This window comes from uncultured Methanospirillum sp., from assembly GCF_963668415.2.
GTDB lineage: Archaea > Halobacteriota > Methanomicrobia > Methanomicrobiales > Methanospirillaceae > Methanospirillum.
The window spans coordinates 2,002,913-2,023,709 of the sequence record NZ_CAXXDL010000001.1; the positions used below are offsets into that span (position 1 = coordinate 2,002,913).

A 20,797-nucleotide genomic window follows, 5' to 3' on the forward strand; every position below is an offset into this window, starting at 1 on the left:
GAATTATCAGTCCTCTCATCTAGGGAACCGAAAGCATTTGCGTTCTTAATACGACATCAAATATTATATTTCCTGAATTCAGCACGGACACCGTAGTGTTTCTGAAGAAAGTTTATCGTCTTCTCTGACTCAATCCAGCGTTTGTCCAGATTATCGATGATATCATCAATATCCTTCACACAACGACTGACAGGCTCTTCAATATCAGGAGCATGCATGTCAACCAGTGTGGCGATAACCGTGAGAGGATTTCTGATCTTATCATTCAGAAATGCCAGTTCAACAAGGTTCTTCTCAAGCTGGGTGAGAAGATCTCTTCGCTCCTGTTCCAACTTCTTCTGCTCGGTGATATCAATTGCAACCCCGATTGAGCCGGTTATTGTATCTGACAGATCAACGATAGGGGATGCATACAGCAGAAAGGATCTATCATGATAATATCCTTCAATGGTTGAGGTTGCACCCTGTAAAGCCTGTTTGTGTGCATCAAGCATACCGGCATCAACAGACGAAAAGAGATCACGAATACTATGACCTACCCCTGTATTTGGACGAAGACCGATCTTCTCAAGAGCAGCACCAAAGATACTCTTCACATTCAATTCGGTATCAGTTGTCAGCACGAGACCGGGAATGTGATCAACGATCATCCTGAGCTTCTTCTCACTCTCAAAGAGAATCTGTTCCTGCTCAACCAGCCGGTCATAATTCTGCCGAAGTTCCTCCTCTGCTGTGGCTATCTCCTCATATGCAGCAGCGATATCATCATTTCTCTTCAGCAGTTCATGTTCTGCCCTTTTTCTCTCGGTAATATCGGTCAGATAGATACGTGCAGTGTGATACTGGTTCGTGACGTGGATATACTCGATAAATGTTCTATCCTCAACGACTATCTCCAGGGTACATGTCCGTTCGATGCCTTTCTGAATGGCCTGCACTATCTCGCTTAAGTCATCAGGAATAAAGCGATATATATCACCGGTCCCGGTCAGATCACGAATAACCCGCACTGTTGCCTCGTTGTGCATCGTGATGGTCCCGGATGCATTGATCTCAAAGACAGGATTCGGGTTTAATTCAATGAATGAAGCAAGAGACCTGACCTTTTCTTCATACTGCATGAGTTCGGTAACATCGAATGGAATTGTGAGCATATAGGGGGAGCCATCAATGGTGATGGTCTTGCCCGATAAGAGGATATCTCTCACCTTTTTATCCTTTCCTCTCATCTTCACCGGTACCTGCTTACAAAAACCATCCTTCTTAAGCAGTCTCACGATCTCGTCTCTCTGCTGTATATCAACCCAGAAGTCCAGATCAATGGCACTCTTGCCGATAACCTCTTCTCTGGTATATCCCCACCACTGGCTGAAGTGATCGTTAACTTCGTAGAATGTACCGTTCGTAAGGTCTGATATTGCGATCCCTTCCGGAATCAGGTTAAAAATCGTCTTAAACATCAGGTCAGACTGATTAGGATGGGTAAGGCCATCTCCGCTCGTAAGCACATCCGGGATCTCTTCACACATCCAGACTCGTCCAATGGATTCATTATGAGTATCCCTGATGGGCCTGGACGTCAGATGCACTGTTCTTTGAACAGAAACCGTAAGATCCAGACAACCGGACCAGAAGGGATCTGCTCTTATCGCTGCCAGTATGCCGCAGATTGGGTCGGTTTCAACACCCCGGTCAGAGAGGACCCTGATGAGTTCATCTATAGTGTGAGCAGTCCATTCTTCAGGAAGATCGAAGAGTCTTTTCCATGCTGTATTGCAGGAGAGAAGGGTGAGAGTATTGTCAGTGATCAGTATACCCTCGGTGAATGCATCATAGCCGAAAAAGAAAATATTATTCTGCTCTGACATAATACTCTGCAATCACTGAATATGTAGACATATGCCGATGCAGGTATTAGAATATTGGCTCCCAATTGTCACCGGTGAGCGGATTATTCAGTCCTCATCCTGGTACAACCGGAATCAAACCGGAACTCTAATCTGTATCAGAAACAGATTCAAGGTATTATTGCAGGATCTGTTCTTATCAGGAAGTATATTTCCTGTTCACCCGATAAGAGAATAGATTCTTGTATCCTGTAAAACTATGTCCGGCTCACTGATATCACACATTGATAGGTTCTTTGGTATCACTGCCAGGGGAAGTAGTATCAGGACCGAGATTCTTGCCGGCCTGACAACCTTCCTCTCAATGTGTTACATCCTCGTGGTCAACCCGGCCATGCTGATGGTGGCCGGTGTACCATTCGGGGATGCAGTCTGGGCAACAATCATCTCTGCCTGTGCAGGCACTCTTCTCATCGGGTTGTATGCCAACCGCCCGTATGTGGTCGCCCCCATTGTGAGTCAGAGCACCCTCGTCGTGTATGTCCTCTGCGGTGTCCTGAACTACCCGTGGCGTGCAGTCCTCGGAGCGAGCCTGGTTGCAGGATTATTGTTCTCTCTCTTTATCGTCTCCGGGTATTGGGATATCTTCATCAAAAGCATACCCGGCACCATCAGCCGTTCCTGCACCCGGGGTATCGGCTTTTTTATTGCGTTTCTCGGCTCATCCAACTCTGGGATCATCCTCGTAGGAGCAATGGCGGTCACGTCACCCTATCTCCGCGATATCCAGCCATCAAACCTCTTCGTGCTCCTTGCCGGGATTACAGTCATCGGGGTCATTATGATCAGGAAGAAGACCGGCGCTCTTATCTGTGGAATCCTGACCTGTGCACTCCTTGCATATGCCCTGGGCATAGAGAAACTGCCGACTGATATTGTTACTGCTCCACCGGCGTTTTCTGGGTTGCAATGGTATCCTGACATCGCTGCTGTCCTGACGCCGACTATGATCCCAGTTGTTGTTTTACTCTTTTTTCTCACCCTTTTTGACTCGATTGCATCAATCTTTGGCCTGTCAAGTTTGATTCACCAGAACGAAGAGCCCAGGGATAATTCAGATATCAGGAGATCTTTTCTTACCAATGGTCTCTCCATGATGGTCTCCCCCCTTGTCGGGTGTACCACCTCTGCGATATTTATTGAGTCAGTTGCCGGTGTTGAAGAAGGAGGGAAAACCGGGCTTGTGGCCGTTGTTGCAGCAGTTCTGATCGCAGCATCGCTCTTCTTCCTCCCGCTCGTGACCGCGTTCCCTGATGTTGCAACATCTGCAGTTCTTCTTGTGATCGGTCTGTTAATGCTGGCACAGTTCAGGATCCCCTCTCTTTCCAGCCGTGGTGAGATGCTGACTGCATTTGTCCTTATGGTTACCATGAGCATCACCCAGAATATCGGCCTTGGTCTGAGCATCGGCATTATTGTGTACCCGTTATTCATGTTCGCTGCCGGGAAACAGTCCGAGATTCCCAGAGTATTCTGGGGTCTCGTGGTTTGTGCTGCGATATTCCTGGTGATATTCCCGTACTGAAGAGAAACTCAACCAGGTAATTACTCCAATTGAGATGATATTCGTTCGGATGGCTGATACAATCTGGTAGTGGCCCACTTGATAACTGAAGATGAATATTCATTCTTTGAAAGGATTTGCTCCGATAAATTGGATCAAAATTGTGTGAATTAACCATAATATGAAGGATTTTCATCACCTGTTATATTCAAGGCCACTACCAAAACCCAAGTATCCGGGGAGATTGAAAAACCTGAAGGTTTCGAAAAATCCTTTAATTATTCCCTCATCCTTCTGTAATCCAATAATATAGGTTCTTCCAGGATTTATTGCCTCAATATAGGGGTAAAAACCTGTTAAATAATGCACATTCAATCTTATTTCATACTCAAACCCATAATAATAGGTTTTTTCTCTCGATTCTTCGACTCATTGGAGATGAATGAGTTTCAACGTAACCCCCATCTTGGGAAAAATCATTTTATCCAGATATTAGATTTTCTTGAGAATAATTTCATAATATTAATTAATTCTCATCCTAACCGTATAATGGATGACACTACCCTGGTATATTGTTCCATTAAATCTGGGATGTGGAATTTTCTTTCTCTATGTAACCATGTTTGCATACAAAAAGAAAGATGAAAGTGGTTATTCAGTATTATGGGTTACATTCTTCCTATATTCTCTTATATGTCTCACAATTGGCATTGATAACATAAGTTATGTGTTCCCGACACTCTGGAAACAATCAGAGCCTCTGTTAATGATTAATACAACCTGTTATTTTTTGCTTCCAATAACCTGGTTCCTGTTTTGTATGAACTATTTAGGGAAGGAAGAATTTCTAACTTTAAAAGTTCTAGCTTTGTTACTGTTCACTCCATTGTTTTTAAGGGTTTTTAGGATTATTTCCTTAATAGATCCCTCCCTTGGATATTCATACGATCAGTTTCTGAATGATTTCAATTTTGTATATGAGATTATGAGGTACGGGTACCTTTATGGCCTCCCTATAGTGGGAGAGGCTTATTTACTGAAACGATTTCTATCTGTATCAAAAATCTTCAAGACACAGATTATTTTTCTTATCGCGGGTTCAAGTATAGTTTTAATTTCAGAACTGATTGTTGATAGTAATATATTCCCCTGGTTTGAACCTCTGGGTCTTGACATTATTGTATCAGGATTTCTCATTTCATATGGAATACTTCGATACGATATTCTTCAGTTTTCTCCAATTTTCAGAGAGAATTTTTTTGACATACTGAACTCCGGGCTGATTGTTCTCAATAGAAATTTAAAAATTATTGATGTAAATCCCATCGCAGAGAAACTTATGAATGTCCCACTCAATGAGTCATTTGGCAGGCATCCTTCTGAAATTCCATCGCTAAACCCGAAACTGAAAAATATTCTTGAGTCACCTGAAAATATACCCGATCAGATCCTTACCCTTTCAGGTGATGGCATAAGAGGGTACAGCATATCAGCAAAATGGATAAAGAATAAAATAGGAACAGAAGGAGCCTATCTGGTTGTTCTCACTGATATTACAAATACCATCAATCTTGAAAAGCAGGTCCATGATGCTCATATTCAGTTGATAAAAGAAAAAGAGAAACGAATACAAAATCAAAGATACAAGGAATTTTTCCTATCAAACAGGGATCCAATACTGATCATCTCAAATAATACGATCATAGAATGCAATCCTGTTGCATTGGAAGTATTTGGTGAATTCTGCGATAGAATAATTGGGATGGATCCTACTCTCCTTTCTGCAAATAACCAGAGAAATATTGATGATATCACGGAAAAATTCAAATATTACCTAACCCTTGCCGAAAATGGCAATCAGGTTGATTTCTCCTGGGTATTTCAATCTGGAAACAAAAGAATAGATGCTCAGGTTAGATTGAGCCACATTGAATATGATAATCAGGTTATGATAGAAATGAGTATCAGAGAAAACTCTGACATTTTTTTGCAATTACAAACCGAATCTGAAAAAAACCGGTATCTCATGAGTATCCTCACAGAAGAAGCACACCTTTGGAATGAGATATCAAAAGTTGTGCATTCTGATTCAGACCAGATTAAACTTACCCTTGGGTGTGTAGATCCAATAATTTCAAAAGCAACCAGAAATCTAGATCAGGCAAGCAGGTACTGCCTGAGCGATAAGGTGGATGAACAATCGTAAATTCAGAATCTGATTTCTGTTATAATCCTTGATCTGTCAGATACTCAAGGAGTGATCCCGGGAGTGATTCTGCAATAAAAATAAATAAACCCTGCATCGATACATTTCTGTTTTTAACCAGGTGCCATATGAGTGGGACAGCATGACTGGTATCATGGATGCCGAGATCGTGAATATTAGAGTTTAGCAAATTTCCATTGCCCTCAATGAGCTTCATCAGGGCTTCTGACATTTCCTGATTAAATATATCCTGTATTGATGGATTTGACATGAGAGCCATCCGGTTTGACTTAAAAATTTCTTCACCAGTCTGGTTTAAGTCAATAATCGCTCCGTTCCTATTTGTTATCATAACCGGAATCTTTTGCATATCCATTACCATAAAAAGAATATTTTTCATGTGGTTTTCATTTATGGTATGGATTTTCTCTTCTTTTGTTTTTTGGGATAGTAAATTGTATATTTCCTTGTAATGTGACTGATAACTTACCAGATTTTCCTGTAGTGTTCTGTTTTTTTGTTCAATCAAACCTGCTGCAAAAAACAGATGCGAGATTAATTGGAGCACCTTTGAAAATATTTCTGGTTGAATGTTTTCATTTTTTACTCCTATCACAAAAATTTCCACTAATTTTTCATTATGTGACATTCCAATCAGGAAGCCCGAGTAAAATTGGAGGATGTCTCGTATATCTTCCAGTTCCTGTTGATTCAAGACATTTTCCAGGAAAACAGAAATATCTTCATAGAGGTATGGTTTACCGGTTTTATACCGCATGAGGGTGAGCGGAGGTATCTGAAAGGGTGTTTTCTGGAGAAAATCAATGAGATGGTGTACACTCCGGAGAATTGAATGGGGTATCAGTATCTTTGTTATTTGCCCTGATAGTTCTGATTCATCGATCCTGATGGTACATATAATAGTATCTGGGTAGGTATCGTGGATTATGTCTGCTATAAGTGAAGATACTTCTTCATGAGGTTTTTGTACAATCTTTGTAAGATTGTCAAGCAAGTTCTCCAAAGTCTTGCAGAGGGTATTTATGTTTTGATCTGTTTTATCATCTGCATGATGAGCCTGGATTACAATAAGAATGCCTCTCATCTCTCCATTTAAACTAATCTGTAAACAAGAATACCGTTCGTATCCGTTTTTTGCATCGTATATTTTCTTTTCTCCTTCAATTTGTGAATTCATTATTTGAAGGAGATCTTCCTGTCTGAAAGGAAGAGTCAGGTTATCTGTAATCTCAAAGTAGTTATTTCCTAATATTTTCGTAAGTTCAACACGTTTTTTTTTCAGGAATGCTTCGCTGGCTTCAATAACACGAAACTCGTTATCCAGAATGAGCCAGGGATCAGTAAGCACTTCCAGAAGAGGATGGATTGATGATCTTACCTTGAGTGAGTATATTTTTGATGAACCCTTCTGGGTACAGGTAATGATTCCATCATTGTGAAGATCATTTGAGATCTGAGCAACCTTATTTCTGTGGATGCAACTCTTTCTTGATATCTCTGATATGGACAATCCCTGGAGATTGTTTTTAAAAATAGACATAACAAGCACAATCTCTTCATCTGATATTTTCATTTCATTCTCCTGATGCCAGATTTATGATTTGTCGAAAGAATGTATCCTAAACAGATATTCCATCACTGTTCCTGTCGGCGGTTTTAGTTTTCACCCGTAAACCGAGTGTGTTTTTATTATCAACTGGATATTACTGTGTGAAAATGCAACATAGTCTGCACAATTTAATGAATGCTAAAAAATAGGCCTTCCTATTTTTGTTTTATCAGATAATATTCTTGCAGATGCAGAGGAACTGCATTTTTTCACCTGTTTTGATAATTAATTTCAATTTGAATGATAAATTCCAATTCTACAACGATTATCAACCAGAATGATATCTGAGATAATAATGCATCACTTAATTGTTAATTTATGAATAAATCATCATTTCGATTTTATTTTTATAAGATTTGAACGAAACATAATTAAAAGACTTATTTGCATGTATGTGTTGCACTCTATGGGCATTTCAATAATTTAAAGCATTTAATATTTTATTTAATTTGTAAAATTTTTAATTATGTAAAAACTCGATTCTATATAGCACATCTTTTGCCCTCCCGGTAATTTCTTATTCTTTTTTTTGTTGCACTCATAAATCTGGCTTTTCACATGAATGGAAAGATTAGTTCGATAAGATGGGTGTTCATTCTTTTACTGACTACAATTGTGATATCCACCGGAGTTGCAGATCCAGGAGGTGATTTCTATGCATCAGGAGATTATTCTGCTTCTATTGGATGGTATGAGCAGGCGCTTCGTGGGTCTACAGGACCTGATCAGGCACCTATTCTCAACAATATTGGAACCGGGTATATGGCTCTTCACCAGCAGGAGAAAGCTTTTGATTATTATTCACGTGCTGTGGCAGTTGATCCCACTTATGATCGTGGGTGGATAAATCTGGGAGTTACACAGGAAAAACTTGGCAGACCTGATGATGCACTCCAGAGTTATGACCGGGTTTCAGGTTCAAACCCGGAAATTTATGCAGAAGCGATGGTCAAAAAGGGTACTCTTCTATCTGTCCAGGGAAAGCTTGCTGATGCTCTGTTCGCATTTCACCAGGGTGAAACAGGAGCAAGAGGACAGGTTCTTGTTGATCTCCACACTGGTATTGGAGCCATAGAGTTCATGCAAAAGAATTTAGGGGCAGCAGAAACGGATTTTAAAAAAGCAATTAATGAAGATCCACAGGGAGCTGCTCTTGCATGGACAAATCTTGGGGTGCTCAAAATTTCCAAGGGAGAATATGCTGATGCAAAGCGTGCTTTTGAGACTGCTATTCTTCATGATAAGGCTGGAAAAACAAATGCTGCTGTTTATCTGAAAAAGATTCAGGCAATGGGGGTGGCATGATGAACTATCAGATCATTTTATCAATATGCATAGTTCTTTTTGGAGTGTGTATCCCCGGGATTTTAGCGGATGGAAATTCAACCAATCCTGGTGATATGACGGTCACACCTCCTGATGTGCAACACCCCCCCGAGCCCTCAACAGAACAAAATCCAATACAAACCATAACTGTGGAACCTACGGTGATTAATACCATTGAACCTACATCGACACAGGATGTAGAAGAAACAATAAAGCCTGAAGCAACTCCAACTATCACGGTTGAACCCACATCGATGCAGACCGGTGAAGAAACAATAACGCCTGAAGTTACTCCAACAATCACTGTAAAACCTACTGAAACAAGAGCCTATTCTCCTGATGCGTCTAAAGAGACATTAACAACAAATTTGACACCAAATTCCGATGATTCAGTTGGAACTTCTGAAACAAATAGTTCGACTACAGACAAAACCTCAGATCAAACATCAGGAAAACAGAATATCTCCCAATCAGCCACTCAGTTGGTTACCTCGTTTTCTTCATCTGATGAAGAGAAAGAAAATTCAAAGGTTGTTACCCTGGGGACCGTGATAGTCAGTAGCAGTGGAACTTCGAATGCCATTTCAATCAACCAGACTGGTGGAATCGCAGGCAATGCCGGGTATACCTGGACTTCTTCAGATTCATACATAATTTCAAGCCCTGGTTCCTATCGACTTGATGAAGATATTTCTACATCTACCTCGTATGCGATTCAAATCGTTGCTTCTGATGTTACCCTTGATGGGAATGGACATACCATTACCGGTGATGGATGGTCCGGAACCGCAGGAGTAGAAGTTAAATCCGGAGCTAATAATGTAGCAATCGAAAATATCGGATTGGTATCAGGATATTATTTTGGTACTGGTATTGAGTCATGGGCTGATGATACCACGATTCACAATAACAGTATTAGTGAGAGTTTCCGTGGAATCTATACTACTGGATTAAATGCCACAATCGATGATAACACCGTAAATGGTGGTGGGTATGACGGGTGGGGCGTAAAAGGAATAGAAACATCGGGAAACTATGCAAAGATAACCAACAATTCAATAACCGGGACTGCAATGGGTATAGAATCCCATGGGAAAAGCGCTGCCATCTCAAACAATACTATTGATCAGAACTACGACACCGGGATCTATTCAGCAAGTGGTACGATAAATACACAGACCATTATTTCAAATAATTCCATCAGTGGTATAGGAGGAGCCAATAATGGTATTGAATCAGAATCTGTCAATACGAGTATCCTTAACAATGTGGTAAAAGGATATTCTATAGGTACACTAAATCAGGGCACCGGAATCAATTCAAAGGGAACTAATTCAATTATTGATGGAAACGAGGTTTCTGACAACGTTCAAGGAATAGCAATAACCGGAAATAATGTCACAATCAGTAAGAATACGATCTACGATAACTCTGGTGACGGCATTTCATTAGGGTCTGGAGAAAACAGAACTATCACCAAAAATACAATCACTGAAAATAAAATCGGTATCTCTACCTCTGACAATTTTAAATCGACGAAAATAACAAGCAATAAAATTCGAAACAATGATGAGGGTATTCACATTACCAATGGAGGCGGAGGTGGTGACGGAAATATAGTCAATAATTATCTTGGTAATGATGAGAATATTGGTGGAAATGGGGATGCAAGCGTCTTTAAATGGAATGTATACCCCACACCAGGGACGAATGTAGTTGGTGGTCCGAACCTAGCAGGAAATTATTGGAGTGATGAAACTGAAACCGGGTGGTCTGACCAGCAGGAGCAAAATGAGGTTGGATACACTACGACGCCCTATCAGATTGCTACAGAGGTATTTGATCACGCTCCACTGGTAAAGACAACAACCACCCCTACTACATCGCCAACTCCGACAGTTTTACCTACCCCCACTCTTTCTCCCACGCCTACAACCATTCCGCTGTCTGACAGTCCAAATCAGATATCCGATTCATCCTCATCCATCCCCGGGATCCATCTTGGGGTAGTGACAGTATCACTCCCACTGGAGACAAAACCAGGAGATGTGGCAGAATTACAACTCACATTAGAGAATTCAGGCTCAACTGCCCTCTCCAAGGAAGCGAGAATTATCCTGTCTCCAATAAATCCTCTGGCACAAATAGTAGGTGAACAACCTGCAATATATGAAAATGGAAAGTATCTCCTCACATTCCAGATCCAGATTCCCAAAGACCCGGGCACCTATATTTATATCTTTAATCCTGTGTATCTCTCAAAAGATCCGACCACCGGAAAAGACATTCGCATCCCTGCCGGTGATCCTGTCCAGTTCACCGTAACCGTAGGGCCGGATGGAACCGTCACGGTGAAGTCACCATGAAGTGGATCTGCCTCTTCATCCTGCTCCTGTTGTTCGGAGGAGCATCTGCAGATCGGCTCCCCTCGGGCATGCCCGAGTCGCAGATATTCTCAATCGGCACAACACTCAGTGTCACCGGGATCACAGACCAGTCAACAAAGATGGACTGGACTGTATCAAGTGGAATTCCTCTGGAGAGTAACAAACTCAACAGTTCTGACCTCATCTCGCTTGTCAGGTACAGTGATTCACTCCTTGGAAACGGCGGGAATATCATAGAAGTCAGGAACTTTGAGTTTGACTCAGACTCGAAGGGTCGTTCGACATACAACATCGACAGCGAGAAGATCCTGACCTACAAAAGCCATGACGGTTCCCATCTCCTCGGAGCAGAGATCCTGATGATAAACAACATGGGCAACTGTACGAGCAGCACAGCACCACCCCGGTGTGTCTTTGCTGACTATAATGAGATCCTGATGCCAGCATTCTGTAACATCGTCCAGGCCAAAAGCGATCTCATCAATATCAACCAGGCAAAGATCTCGGGCAAAGGAGAGATCAGATCAGCAGGCGGGTTCAGCACCCCGGCAGCACTGAACTACCGGATAGCGATCACGGCTGACAAGAATGTTCCTGCAAAGGGCACAGTAAGAACCGAGTTTGCAGGCAGTATCATGGAATCCCGGGATACCAACCAGTCGGGTGATACCTGGAACAGAACCGCTGCAACGAACTCCTGGAAGGATACATCCGAGACAATCGGAGAGATCAGAAACCTGCAGAAGCGGTTCGGATATGTTTCTGGGATGAGGGTATGATGAACTAGCAGTTCCTTCGTCAAATTCAATTGACATGATATACAATTATTGAACTCATCACTTGGGCCTTGACAATAAATCTACTGTATTAATCGTTTTTAAAGAGAAAGAGTAGGTAAGATCTTATTTTTTTATGATTACCTAGTTATTCATCCAGATCTGACAATTCATTTTTTCAAATGTCATCCCCAACTGAAGATAAACGATCTTTCTCCATTGTTCATAGATTTTATTGGGTATCTGGTGTCATATAGAGTAACAATATCCCTCATTCCTGAATGCAAATATACAACCGGGCGGTTGGATATTAATTTATTATTTTTAATCTACATTTTTCCTATGATTCTGCGTGGTTGATATATTGGGTGATTCTGTCTTCAATTTGGATCTCTATAGATTAATCTATTTCCTCCATACATAAATCCCTAAAAAGAAAAAACGGGAAAATAATTGTTACTTAATGAAACCGTTTAAATTAATTTAATCTCTAAAATAAAAACATTTCTTGGTCAATTGCATCCTCGCGACGGTTCACTAAAATATGTCTATCCTGTGGCACTTATCAAAAATGTAGTGCATTTTGAATTTATTTTAGGGTACCGATCAAAAAAATATTTCAGTATGGTTAAATATGTTCTCCAAAAAATCTCTAATCAGAGATGGAGGCCGTCCAACGAAGGCCCTATTATTTAAATAGGTCATAAAATTTCTCGACTCTCCACTCTTTTTTCATTTCGTTAATTGCCGTGGGACCGATTTCGGCACCATTATATACTATTGAAACTGGCCTCTATGCTCGTTGGCTCAAACGAAAAAAGGACATTACATGGGACTGTAAATCCAACAAATAGTGTTTCAATCAGTACATTACTTGGAAAAATGGATCTTACCCAGATTGAAATTGAATTGCACAACCATCTCAATTACAGCCAAACTCGAAAATGGTTATATTCACCAATATTATTATTCAAACTCTTGATTGTCCATTCCTTTCGAAAACAATCCTATCGAAAATTCATCAAATCACTAACACTTGAAGATTGCATTGCTCTTGGAATTCCTGAAATAGAGCCCGGAAAATATCATATTCCCTCTGCAAGTAATTTACATGATTTTGCTTACAATCGTTTGCGATTAGACGGCTTTAAGAAGATCATGTACCTAAACGGAGCCATTGCATGTCAATCTATTCAGAATGGTCACGGAATGGTTGATTCAACCCCTATTGAAGCCTCAAGGTATGATAAATATGCAGAATATAATCCCCATTACGCTTGCAGGATGCACAAATATCACATATTTCATTTAAACAACTTTCCACTTTATGGAATATTTTCTGAAGGTAATGCTCATGATTCCCCATATGCAATCCCATTAGCTGAAATTGTTGGTACGATGAATCCAAGCATGATCAAAGTTCAACTTGATGGTGGCTATGATTCCTTCATGATTTATGCGAGATACTGGAGAATTTTCAGAATTCAACCACTAATCGATCCAAGCAAGAACGCAATTTTGAACATAGAGGGGACAATTGAGAGAATTGATCATTGGGTAAATAAAATGTGGAAGAAAGGGGGAGACATTCGAGATTCTATTGAGGAAAAAATGCTATTTCTCACGAATAATGGAAGGGAGAAACAGGTCGGGATGTATCTTCGCAATCAGAACTTACTTAATCCAAATTTCAGAGTTGAATACAAATCAAGGGCAGATTGTGAAAGAACTCATTCACACATGAAACGAATGTTTAATTTCAGTGTAAAATGGATTCAGAAAAGATCTGAAGAATTTTACATGACATTGAATCTCATTTCATATCAGTTTGTATTACTTGCAAATTTAGTAAAAAACCAAGGAAAGGGTCAGGGTCTATCAAAATATTACTGAAAAAATAAAATGCAGATGTCCCATTAAGTAGCGAATGCTATCGAGTTTTTAGTTCTTCTTCGTCTATCAACTGTAATTTTGAGTAGTTTGGATGTTGATTCCCATCCTTTGCAGTGCGTGTATCTATCATTCTATTGTAAAAATTGGTAGTTCGACAAAAAGCGAATTATTTGATTGACAATCTGTCCAATCTACATCTTTTCATTGGACAGCCTCAGAGATGATTAGAGGAGCGCTTCTCTTTTTTGTAGTCCTGGTCTTCCTACTGCCACTAAGCATAGCAGATTCAGGTACACAACTGTACTCATCAGGAGATTATTCCAGTGCAATATCTGCGTTCGAGAGTGAGTTACATGATGTATCAGGTTCTTCCCAGGCACCGCTGTTAAACAATATCGGAACCTGTTATGTCTCACTTGGCCAGCCTGAAAAGGCAGTTGAGTATTATATCCGGGCAGTAACCGCTGATCCTTCATATGGGAGAGGTTGGATTAATCTTGGAGTTGTGCAGGAGCGTCTGGGCCGTCAGTCAGAAGCATTAACCAGTTATGAAAAAGTATCCGGAGATCCTGCTCTATTAGCCGAGGCTGCAGTAAAGAAAGGAACCCTGCTTGCAAGTCAGAAAAAACTCGATGAATCCCTTGCAGCATTTAAATCTGCAGAACCAGGGGCCAGCGGACAGGTTGCAGTAGATATGTACACCGGTATCGGTGGAATCGAGTTCATGAAAAATGATATTATTGCTGCAGAGATGGCATTTCTGAATGCGATAGATGCCGATCCGTCCGGTGCTGCCATGGCATACACCAACCTCGGTGTGATCAGAATTGCACAGAATCGGTATGTTGAGGCAAAGTCTGCCTTTGAGACCGCGATACGTCATGATCCCCAAGGTAAGACAAAGGCTGCCCAGTATCTTAAGAAACTTGAGGGGATGGGTGTTGTGTAATGAAGGTCTTTGGTTTACTCTTCATTCTTGTCATCATCCTGGTGGTGGCCACTCCCGGAGTATGTGCAGAAGGGAATTCAACCGATACAACTGTGAGTGGATCCTCTGGTGATACTTCCTCTTCCTCTGATTCGTCGTTTTCAGGATCACCTACAGTAGATACTGGATCAGCAGATACATCTACGTTAGGATCATCTGCAACTGACACAACTTCATCTGGCACCTCTGGCACTTCATCTTCTGACTCAACAATAACTGACACGACTTCGTCTGATAGTACCTCCGGTGCAACTGATATTGGTTCATCAGCAACCGACACGACTTCATCTGGCAGTTCTTCAACTCCAACAACCACCGGTTCCACTTCAACGACGAACACATCGTCATCAACCTCCTCTGACTCTACGACATCCGATTTAACCGATATCGGATCAACAGAGACGTCCTCATCTGACACTGTTTCCAATTCCCCATCGTCAGGGTCTTCTTCAGATACATCATCAGGATCAAATTCAACGACAACAGATACGAACACAACCGGTACTGGCACCTCTTTCTCTTCAGATACAGATACTTCCGACGAAGAAACAACCCTTACCGCTTCATTTTCAGCTCTTTCTGAAGCATCGAACACGACAGAGACAACTGATAGTGATAGCTCTTCCGTATCTGATGGGACTTCGCTGACAAACAGCACTAACCTGTCAGAGAGTTCTGATGACTCTTCAGATACAACCAGCACAACAACGAGTCTGGTCTCGATGAGCAGAAGTGTATCTGCAACATCTTCGACGAGCGAAGGTTCAGGTTCAGGCGTTGTGACCCTCGGAACCATAACAGTGACCAGTTCCGGATCCGGGACACCTGTCTCGATTAATCATACCGGCGGAGATGGAGGGGCCGGATATTCCTACGATTCAGGCACTAAATCGTACACGATCACGAGGGCCGGGTCATACTATCTTGACGAGGATATCTCAACCAGTAATTCATTCGCCATTGAGATCCAGGCATCAGATGTCACCCTGGACGGGAACAGCCATACCGTCACGTATACCGGAACAGATAACGCCGGAACCTCGGGTGTGTTGATTGACTCAACCGCAAAAGGTGCATCGGTTGAGAACTTTGCCGGTATCACTGGGTTTGAGCACGGGATCTCAGCATACGCAGAAGGTGCAGATATCGAGAACAATACGGTGTACTGGAACGATTACGGGATATACTCGAATAACTCGTCTGCTAAGATATTCGATAATAACGCGAGTAGTAATATCTACGGGATCTGGTCATCCGGTGATTCTGCGAATATCACCGATAATGTAGCGTGTTTCAATAACGCTACCGGTAATGGAGAAGTCACCGGCGGGTATGGGATCTGGTCGACCGGGGAGCATGCTACAATCCAGGGGAACAACGCGAGTTTCAACTCGGTAACAGCGTCAAAGAGCGGGGTCACCGGGGATGCAACGGTGAGTGCAACCGGTGGGTATGGGATTTACTCAACCGGGAATGATACCGTAATCACGAACAACGAGGTCAATAATAACTCGGCATATGCCTCCTCCTCCTCCTCCTCCTCAACAGCAACAGCTAATGGAGGGTATGGCATACAATCACTTGGAAACAACGTTACCATTGCAAACAACGAGGCCAACAATAACTTGGCATATGCCTCCCCCTCCTCCTCCTCCTCCTTCACCCACTCCTCCTCAACAGCAACAGCCAATGGAGGGTATGGCATACAATCACTTGGAAACAACGTTACCATAGCAGACAACGAGGCCAACAATAACTCGGCATATGCCTCCTCCTCCTCCTCCTCCTCCTCCTTAACCGACTCCTCCTCAACAGCAACAGCCAATGGAGGGTATGGCATACAATCACTTGGAAACAACGTTACCATAGCAGACAACGAGGCCAATAATAACTCGGCATATGCCTCCTCCTCCTCCTCCTCCTACTCCTCCTCCTCAACAGCAACAGTTAATGGAGGGTATGGCATACAATCACTTGGAAACAACGTTACCATAGCAGACAACGAGGCCAACAATAACTCGGCATATGCCTCCTCCTCCTCCTTCACCGACTCCTCCTCAACAGCAACAGCCAATGGAGGGTATGGCATACAATCACTTGGAAACAACGTTACCATAGCAGACAACGAGGCCAACAATAACTCGGCATATGCCTCCTCCTCCTCCTCCTCCTCCTCCTCCTCCTCCTCCTCAACAGCAACAGCCATTGGAGGGTATGGCATACAATCACTTGGAAACAACGTTACCATAGCAGACAATGAGGCCAACAATAACTCGGCATATGCCTCCTCCTCCTCCTCCTCCTACTCCTCCTCCTTCACCCACTCCTCCTCAACAGCAACAGCCAATGGAGGCACCGGCATCTTTTCTTCAGGCAATTATGCTACCATCTTCAACAACACCGCATCCAATAACACGATATCCGGATCTGCAACCGCAACCGGTCCGGGAACTCTCACAAAAACCCTGACACTCACCGGCGGCTTCGGCATCAACGCAACCGGTGATTACGCTACCATCACCGGCAACCAGGTCTCCGGGAACCGGTACGGCATTGGCATCTCTGACTCAGCGACCGGTCTTACCCTGACCGGGAACTGGATAAACCAGAGCATCGTAGCAGGCCTGAACATCTCAACCGGTACCGGAACCGGCGATGGTTCGATCTACAACAACTACTTCGGCAATGACCTGAACGTCTGTGCAACAGCCTCTTCAGCCAGTCGGTACCACTGGAACAACACCGAACCCAGGCTTGGAACAAACGTTGTCGGCGGGTCATACCATGCCGGCAACTACTGGAGCAACGCAAGCGGTAACGGCTGGTCAGACCTGCAGACACCGAATGAGACCGGGTATTCACTGACTCCGTATGAGGTGACATCCGGTGTGTATGATTACAATCCGCTGATCGGGATGCTGCCTACCGAAACACCGACAGCAACGCCCACGGTCTCACCCTCCCCTACGGTAACCGCCTCACCGACTCCTACACCCACTGTCTCACCCACACAAACAACGACGACAACAGATAATTCTGACTCATACTTTTTGGACAACAGCGACCCGACCCCTGACCACACTGGTGTCTATCTCGTCATCACTTCTGCAACGTTTTCGGGCAGTGCAGTACCAGGAAGCCTGACAACCCTAAACCTTGTGCTAGATAGCAGGGGATCTATCCAGCTCTCTCCACAGGCCCGGCTTGGACTTATTCCCACAAACGCCCTGGCCCAGTCAATAGGAGAACAACCCCTCGTATACAAGGACGGAGCGTACGTCCTCACCTATCAGTTCCAGGTCCCGTCGCAACCCGGGTCTTATGTCTACATCTTCAAACCGATGCAGATCACCAGAGATCCGACCACCGGAAAAGACATCCGAATCCCGGCAGGTGATCCGGTCCAGTTCACCGTGACTGTTGGAACGGATGGAACCGTCACGGTGAAGTCACCATGAAGTGGATCTGCCTTCTCATCCTCCTCCTCTGTATCGGATGTATATCTGCAGACCGTCTCCCGTCAGGCATGCCTGAATCGCAGATCTTCTCGATCGGAACAACCCTCAGTGCAACCGGAATTACCGACCAGTCAACAAAGATGGACTGGACTGTATCAAGTGGAACTCCATTGGAGAGCAACATCCTCAACAGTTCTGACCTCATCTCCCTGGTCAGGTACAGTGACTCACTCCTGGGAAATGGAGGTACACTCATAGAAGTGAAGAACTTCGAGTTTGACTCCAACTCAAAAAGCCGTTCGACATACAATATTGAAAACGAGAAGATTCTAACCTACAACAGCCATGACGGCTCCCATCTGCTTGGAGCAGAGAGCCTTATGATGGACAATATGGGCAACTGCACGAGTGATACATCACCGCCACGATGTGTGTTTGCTGAACCAAAAGAGATATTGACTCCTTCATTTTGTAATATCGTCCAGGCAAAGAGCGATCTCATCAACATCAACCAGGCAAAGGTCTCAACAAAAGGAGAGATCAGATCAGCGGGCGGGTTCAGTACCCCGGCAGCACTGAACTACCGGATTGCAGTCACAGCTGACAAGAATGTGCCGGCACAAGGCATTGTGAAAACCGAGTTTGCAGGAAGTATCATGGAAGCCCGGGATACCAACCAGTCAGAAGATACCTGGAACAGGACCGCTGCAACCAACTCATGGAAGGATATCACCCAGAGCAGCGGAGAAATCAGAAATCTGCAGAAGCGGTTTGGGTACGTATCCGGGATGAGGGTATGATTGTCCATCACCATCACACTGCACAAAAATAGTATTTCAAAACACTCTGATTCCTCATCCCTCTCTTTTTCTCCGTCTCCTTCTCATCCCTTCGAAAGTACTTCTCATATCCTGCTGGTATACTACACAGCCGCGATTGCGGCAGGGAATCGAACAATGGCAGGCTTTACAATTAAGAGTGTTTCCAACTCAAGAGGGTGATTCAGAACAATTTGGTATATTCGTACCAAAAATTATAGGTCCAGAATTACTGTGATCGAACGTGGATGAAATATTACAGAGGCACTTGCTCTATTTCATATGGAGATTTATGTGCTAAAAATTTGATTTTACCTACTCAAGTACAGAAATGAAATGAGTAAAGGGATCAATTCCGGATAATACGAGTAATCCTGAGCAATTGCTTGTCCTATCGATTATGGGCATGACATTGGCCCTATGGTATTTCATATCGGCAACTGTGAAATTCTGATTCCACTATGAACTGATGGAGATTCCTGAGAAAGAAGGCTGATATTGTTCTGCTAACGCTCTCTTCTCATGTTGATCTGCAAACACTCCGAAATAATCCAGAATCTCTACTGAAAAATCTATGAACGCTGTTCCTTTGGCTGTGATCACAGTTCCGTCTCGTACTACCGGGTTTTCAATGTATGTATCCTGAGGAAAGGGAAAGTCTCCGGATCCTGAAAACAGTTCCCGGTGAGAATCTCTCGTCATGGTCGTCGTATAATGAGCTCTCTCAAATAATCCTGCCCGAGCCAGATATTGCGGGCCGGCACATGTGGCAGCAGTAAGTTTTCCGGAGCGGTAATATTCCCGTATCAATTCAGTTAACTCGGGCCGCTGTTCGTAATGAAAACCGCCAGGGATAATAATGCCATCAACCCCTGAATCACCGGAGATCTCAGAGATGGTTGAGCGGGGAATGTACTGGAGACCTGATAATGCGGTGATTATGCTTGTGTCATATGCAACAGTCATAATCTCCCAGTTATACCTCGAGAGGAGGTGGCATGTCAGATTGATCTCAAAATCCGCCATCCCGTCAGCAATAAAGACAAGAATTTTCCGCATTATCTCTCCTGGCTCCCCTGAACAAACCTCACACCCATCGAATAGGCTTTCTCACAATCCTGTGGAAATACCTCCTTTCTCCTCTTGATCTTTGCATCAGCATCGAAGTATCTCATCCTGAACTTTGAATAGTCAGGAACATGGACTGTATTTGTTACATAGACCGATTCGCAGGATCCAAAAATATCCCTGATAAATTGTTCAATCAGATTGAGATGTGCTTCATATCCCATCTGTTTCATCAGATCATCGGGTGCACCCATGGTGAAGATGATTCCTACCGGGATCTTCTTCTCAACAAGAGATGTCCAGTCATCCCACGATTTTCTTGGAAAAAGAAGGCGTTCAAGAAAAGACCTCATCTCCCCGTTAGCAGAGCCATAAAAGATCGGTGTTCCAAGGATGAGTGCGTCTGCCGTTGTGACTCTGTCGAGAATGGGTGTTAGATCATCATGTATCGCACATACCCCGTATCCGGGTCCCTCACGTTTGCATGCATAGCAACTTCTGCAACCCTTGTACTCAAAATCATACAGATTGATACATTCAGTTTCAGCCCCTTTTGACCGGGCTCCCTGGAGAGCATGTTCGATAAGAGTCCCGGTATTACACCGTTTTCTTGGACTTCCATTTATTCCAATGACATACATCTGATCACTCACACATTCCGCTCTTCCGGTATACACAAGATATCGTCATGATTTTTGATATGAGGACTATTCTATGAGAAACTCAATACTATCCATTAAGTAGTAATTATATTAGTAATGTACAGGTTCTTCGAGTAAAGTATTGGTCATACTTTCGAATTAAGCATGAAATCGTCTCGTCTGATGAAAAATCTC

Annotated in this window: 15 protein-coding genes; 9 read left to right on the forward strand and 6 right to left on the reverse strand. The window is 43.1% G+C overall.

The window, feature by feature from the left end:
• Window positions 1–56: 56 nt before the first annotated feature.
• Window positions 57–1,868 (reverse strand): PAS domain-containing protein, encoded by a 1,812-nt coding sequence (locus tag ACHZA2_RS09215; protein ID WP_394698536.1) that lies wholly within the window; start codon window positions 1,866–1,868, stop codon window positions 57–59.
• 238 nt (window positions 1,869–2,106) lie between these two features.
• On the opposite strand from ACHZA2_RS09215, the gene ACHZA2_RS09220 reads away from it, so the two are divergent.
• On the forward strand, window positions 2,107–3,432 hold the full coding sequence (locus tag ACHZA2_RS09220) for an NCS2 family permease (RefSeq protein ID WP_319579472.1): 1,326 nt from the start codon (window positions 2,107–2,109) through the stop codon (window positions 3,430–3,432).
• Between the two features lie 174 nt (window positions 3,433–3,606).
• Here ACHZA2_RS09220 and ACHZA2_RS09225 read toward each other — a convergent pair whose 3' ends face one another.
• Window positions 3,607–3,780, reverse strand: coding sequence for a hypothetical protein (locus ACHZA2_RS09225; RefSeq protein WP_319579473.1), 174 nt, complete (start codon window positions 3,778–3,780; stop codon window positions 3,607–3,609).
• A gap of 184 nt (window positions 3,781–3,964) precedes the next feature.
• Here ACHZA2_RS09225 and ACHZA2_RS09230 point away from each other — a divergent pair, with 184 nt between their 5' ends.
• Entirely contained in the window at window positions 3,965–5,617 is a 1,653-nt protein-coding gene (locus tag ACHZA2_RS09230; protein WP_319579474.1) for a histidine kinase N-terminal 7TM domain-containing protein, read from the forward strand.
• Window positions 5,618–5,636: 19 nt separating this feature from the next.
• Here the strand turns inward: ACHZA2_RS09230 and ACHZA2_RS09235 are convergent, their stop codons facing one another.
• The gene (locus ACHZA2_RS09235) at window positions 5,637–7,211 is read right to left on the reverse strand and encodes a hypothetical protein (protein WP_319579475.1); all 1,575 of its coding nucleotides are present in this window, start codon (window positions 7,209–7,211) and stop codon (window positions 5,637–5,639) included.
• Window positions 7,212–7,805: 594 nt separating this feature from the next.
• On the opposite strand from ACHZA2_RS09235, the gene ACHZA2_RS09240 reads away from it, so the two are divergent.
• From ACHZA2_RS09240 to ACHZA2_RS09260, 5 genes are all read left to right on the forward strand, one after another.
• Window positions 7,806–8,552 (forward strand): tetratricopeptide repeat protein, encoded by a 747-nt coding sequence (locus ACHZA2_RS09240; protein ID WP_319579476.1) that lies wholly within the window; start codon window positions 7,806–7,808, stop codon window positions 8,550–8,552.
• 95 nt (window positions 8,553–8,647) lie between these two features.
• On the forward strand, window positions 8,648–10,939 hold the full coding sequence (locus ACHZA2_RS09245; protein WP_319579477.1) for a NosD domain-containing protein: 2,292 nt from the start codon (window positions 8,648–8,650) through the stop codon (window positions 10,937–10,939).
• The gene (locus tag ACHZA2_RS09250) at window positions 10,936–11,739 is read left to right on the forward strand and encodes a hypothetical protein (protein WP_319579478.1); all 804 of its coding nucleotides are present in this window, start codon (window positions 10,936–10,938) and stop codon (window positions 11,737–11,739) included. Before ACHZA2_RS09245 ends, ACHZA2_RS09250 begins: the two co-directional genes overlap by 4 nt.
• 792 nt (window positions 11,740–12,531) lie before the next feature.
• Window positions 12,532–13,629 (forward strand): transposase, encoded by a 1,098-nt coding sequence (locus ACHZA2_RS09255; RefSeq protein ID WP_319578110.1) that lies wholly within the window; start codon window positions 12,532–12,534, stop codon window positions 13,627–13,629.
• Window positions 13,630–13,849: 220 nt separating this feature from the next.
• Window positions 13,850–14,578 (forward strand): tetratricopeptide repeat protein, encoded by a 729-nt coding sequence (locus ACHZA2_RS09260; protein ID WP_319579479.1) that lies wholly within the window; start codon window positions 13,850–13,852, stop codon window positions 14,576–14,578.
• On the opposite strand, the gene ACHZA2_RS09265 is transcribed toward ACHZA2_RS09260, so the two are convergent.
• Window positions 14,547–15,413: a hypothetical protein gene (locus ACHZA2_RS09265; RefSeq protein ID WP_319579480.1), complete on the reverse strand. Its 867-nt coding sequence runs from the start codon at window positions 15,411–15,413 to the stop codon at window positions 14,547–14,549. The two genes, ACHZA2_RS09260 and ACHZA2_RS09265, sit on opposite strands and share 32 nt — an antisense overlap.
• Here ACHZA2_RS09265 and ACHZA2_RS09270 point away from each other — a divergent pair.
• The gene (locus ACHZA2_RS09270) at window positions 15,397–18,075 is read left to right on the forward strand and encodes a beta strand repeat-containing protein (RefSeq protein ID WP_394698537.1); all 2,679 of its coding nucleotides are present in this window, start codon (window positions 15,397–15,399) and stop codon (window positions 18,073–18,075) included. The genes ACHZA2_RS09265 and ACHZA2_RS09270 overlap by 17 nt on opposite strands.
• Entirely contained in the window at window positions 18,072–18,875 is an 804-nt protein-coding gene (locus ACHZA2_RS09275) for a hypothetical protein (RefSeq protein ID WP_319579482.1), read from the forward strand. The genes ACHZA2_RS09270 and ACHZA2_RS09275 overlap by 4 nt, the downstream gene beginning before the upstream one ends.
• Window positions 18,876–19,352: 477 nt before the next feature.
• Here the strand turns inward: ACHZA2_RS09275 and ACHZA2_RS09280 are convergent, their stop codons facing one another.
• Together ACHZA2_RS09280 and ACHZA2_RS09285 are read right to left on the reverse strand one after the other, a co-directional pair.
• A complete protein-coding gene (locus tag ACHZA2_RS09280; protein WP_319579483.1) occupies window positions 19,353–19,952 on the reverse strand; it encodes a DJ-1/PfpI family protein in 600 nt (199 codons plus the stop codon).
• Window positions 19,952–20,614, reverse strand: coding sequence for a flavodoxin family protein (locus tag ACHZA2_RS09285; protein ID WP_319579484.1), 663 nt, complete (start codon window positions 20,612–20,614; stop codon window positions 19,952–19,954). The genes ACHZA2_RS09280 and ACHZA2_RS09285 overlap by 1 nt, the downstream gene beginning before the upstream one ends.
• Window positions 20,615–20,797 lie beyond the last annotated feature (183 nt).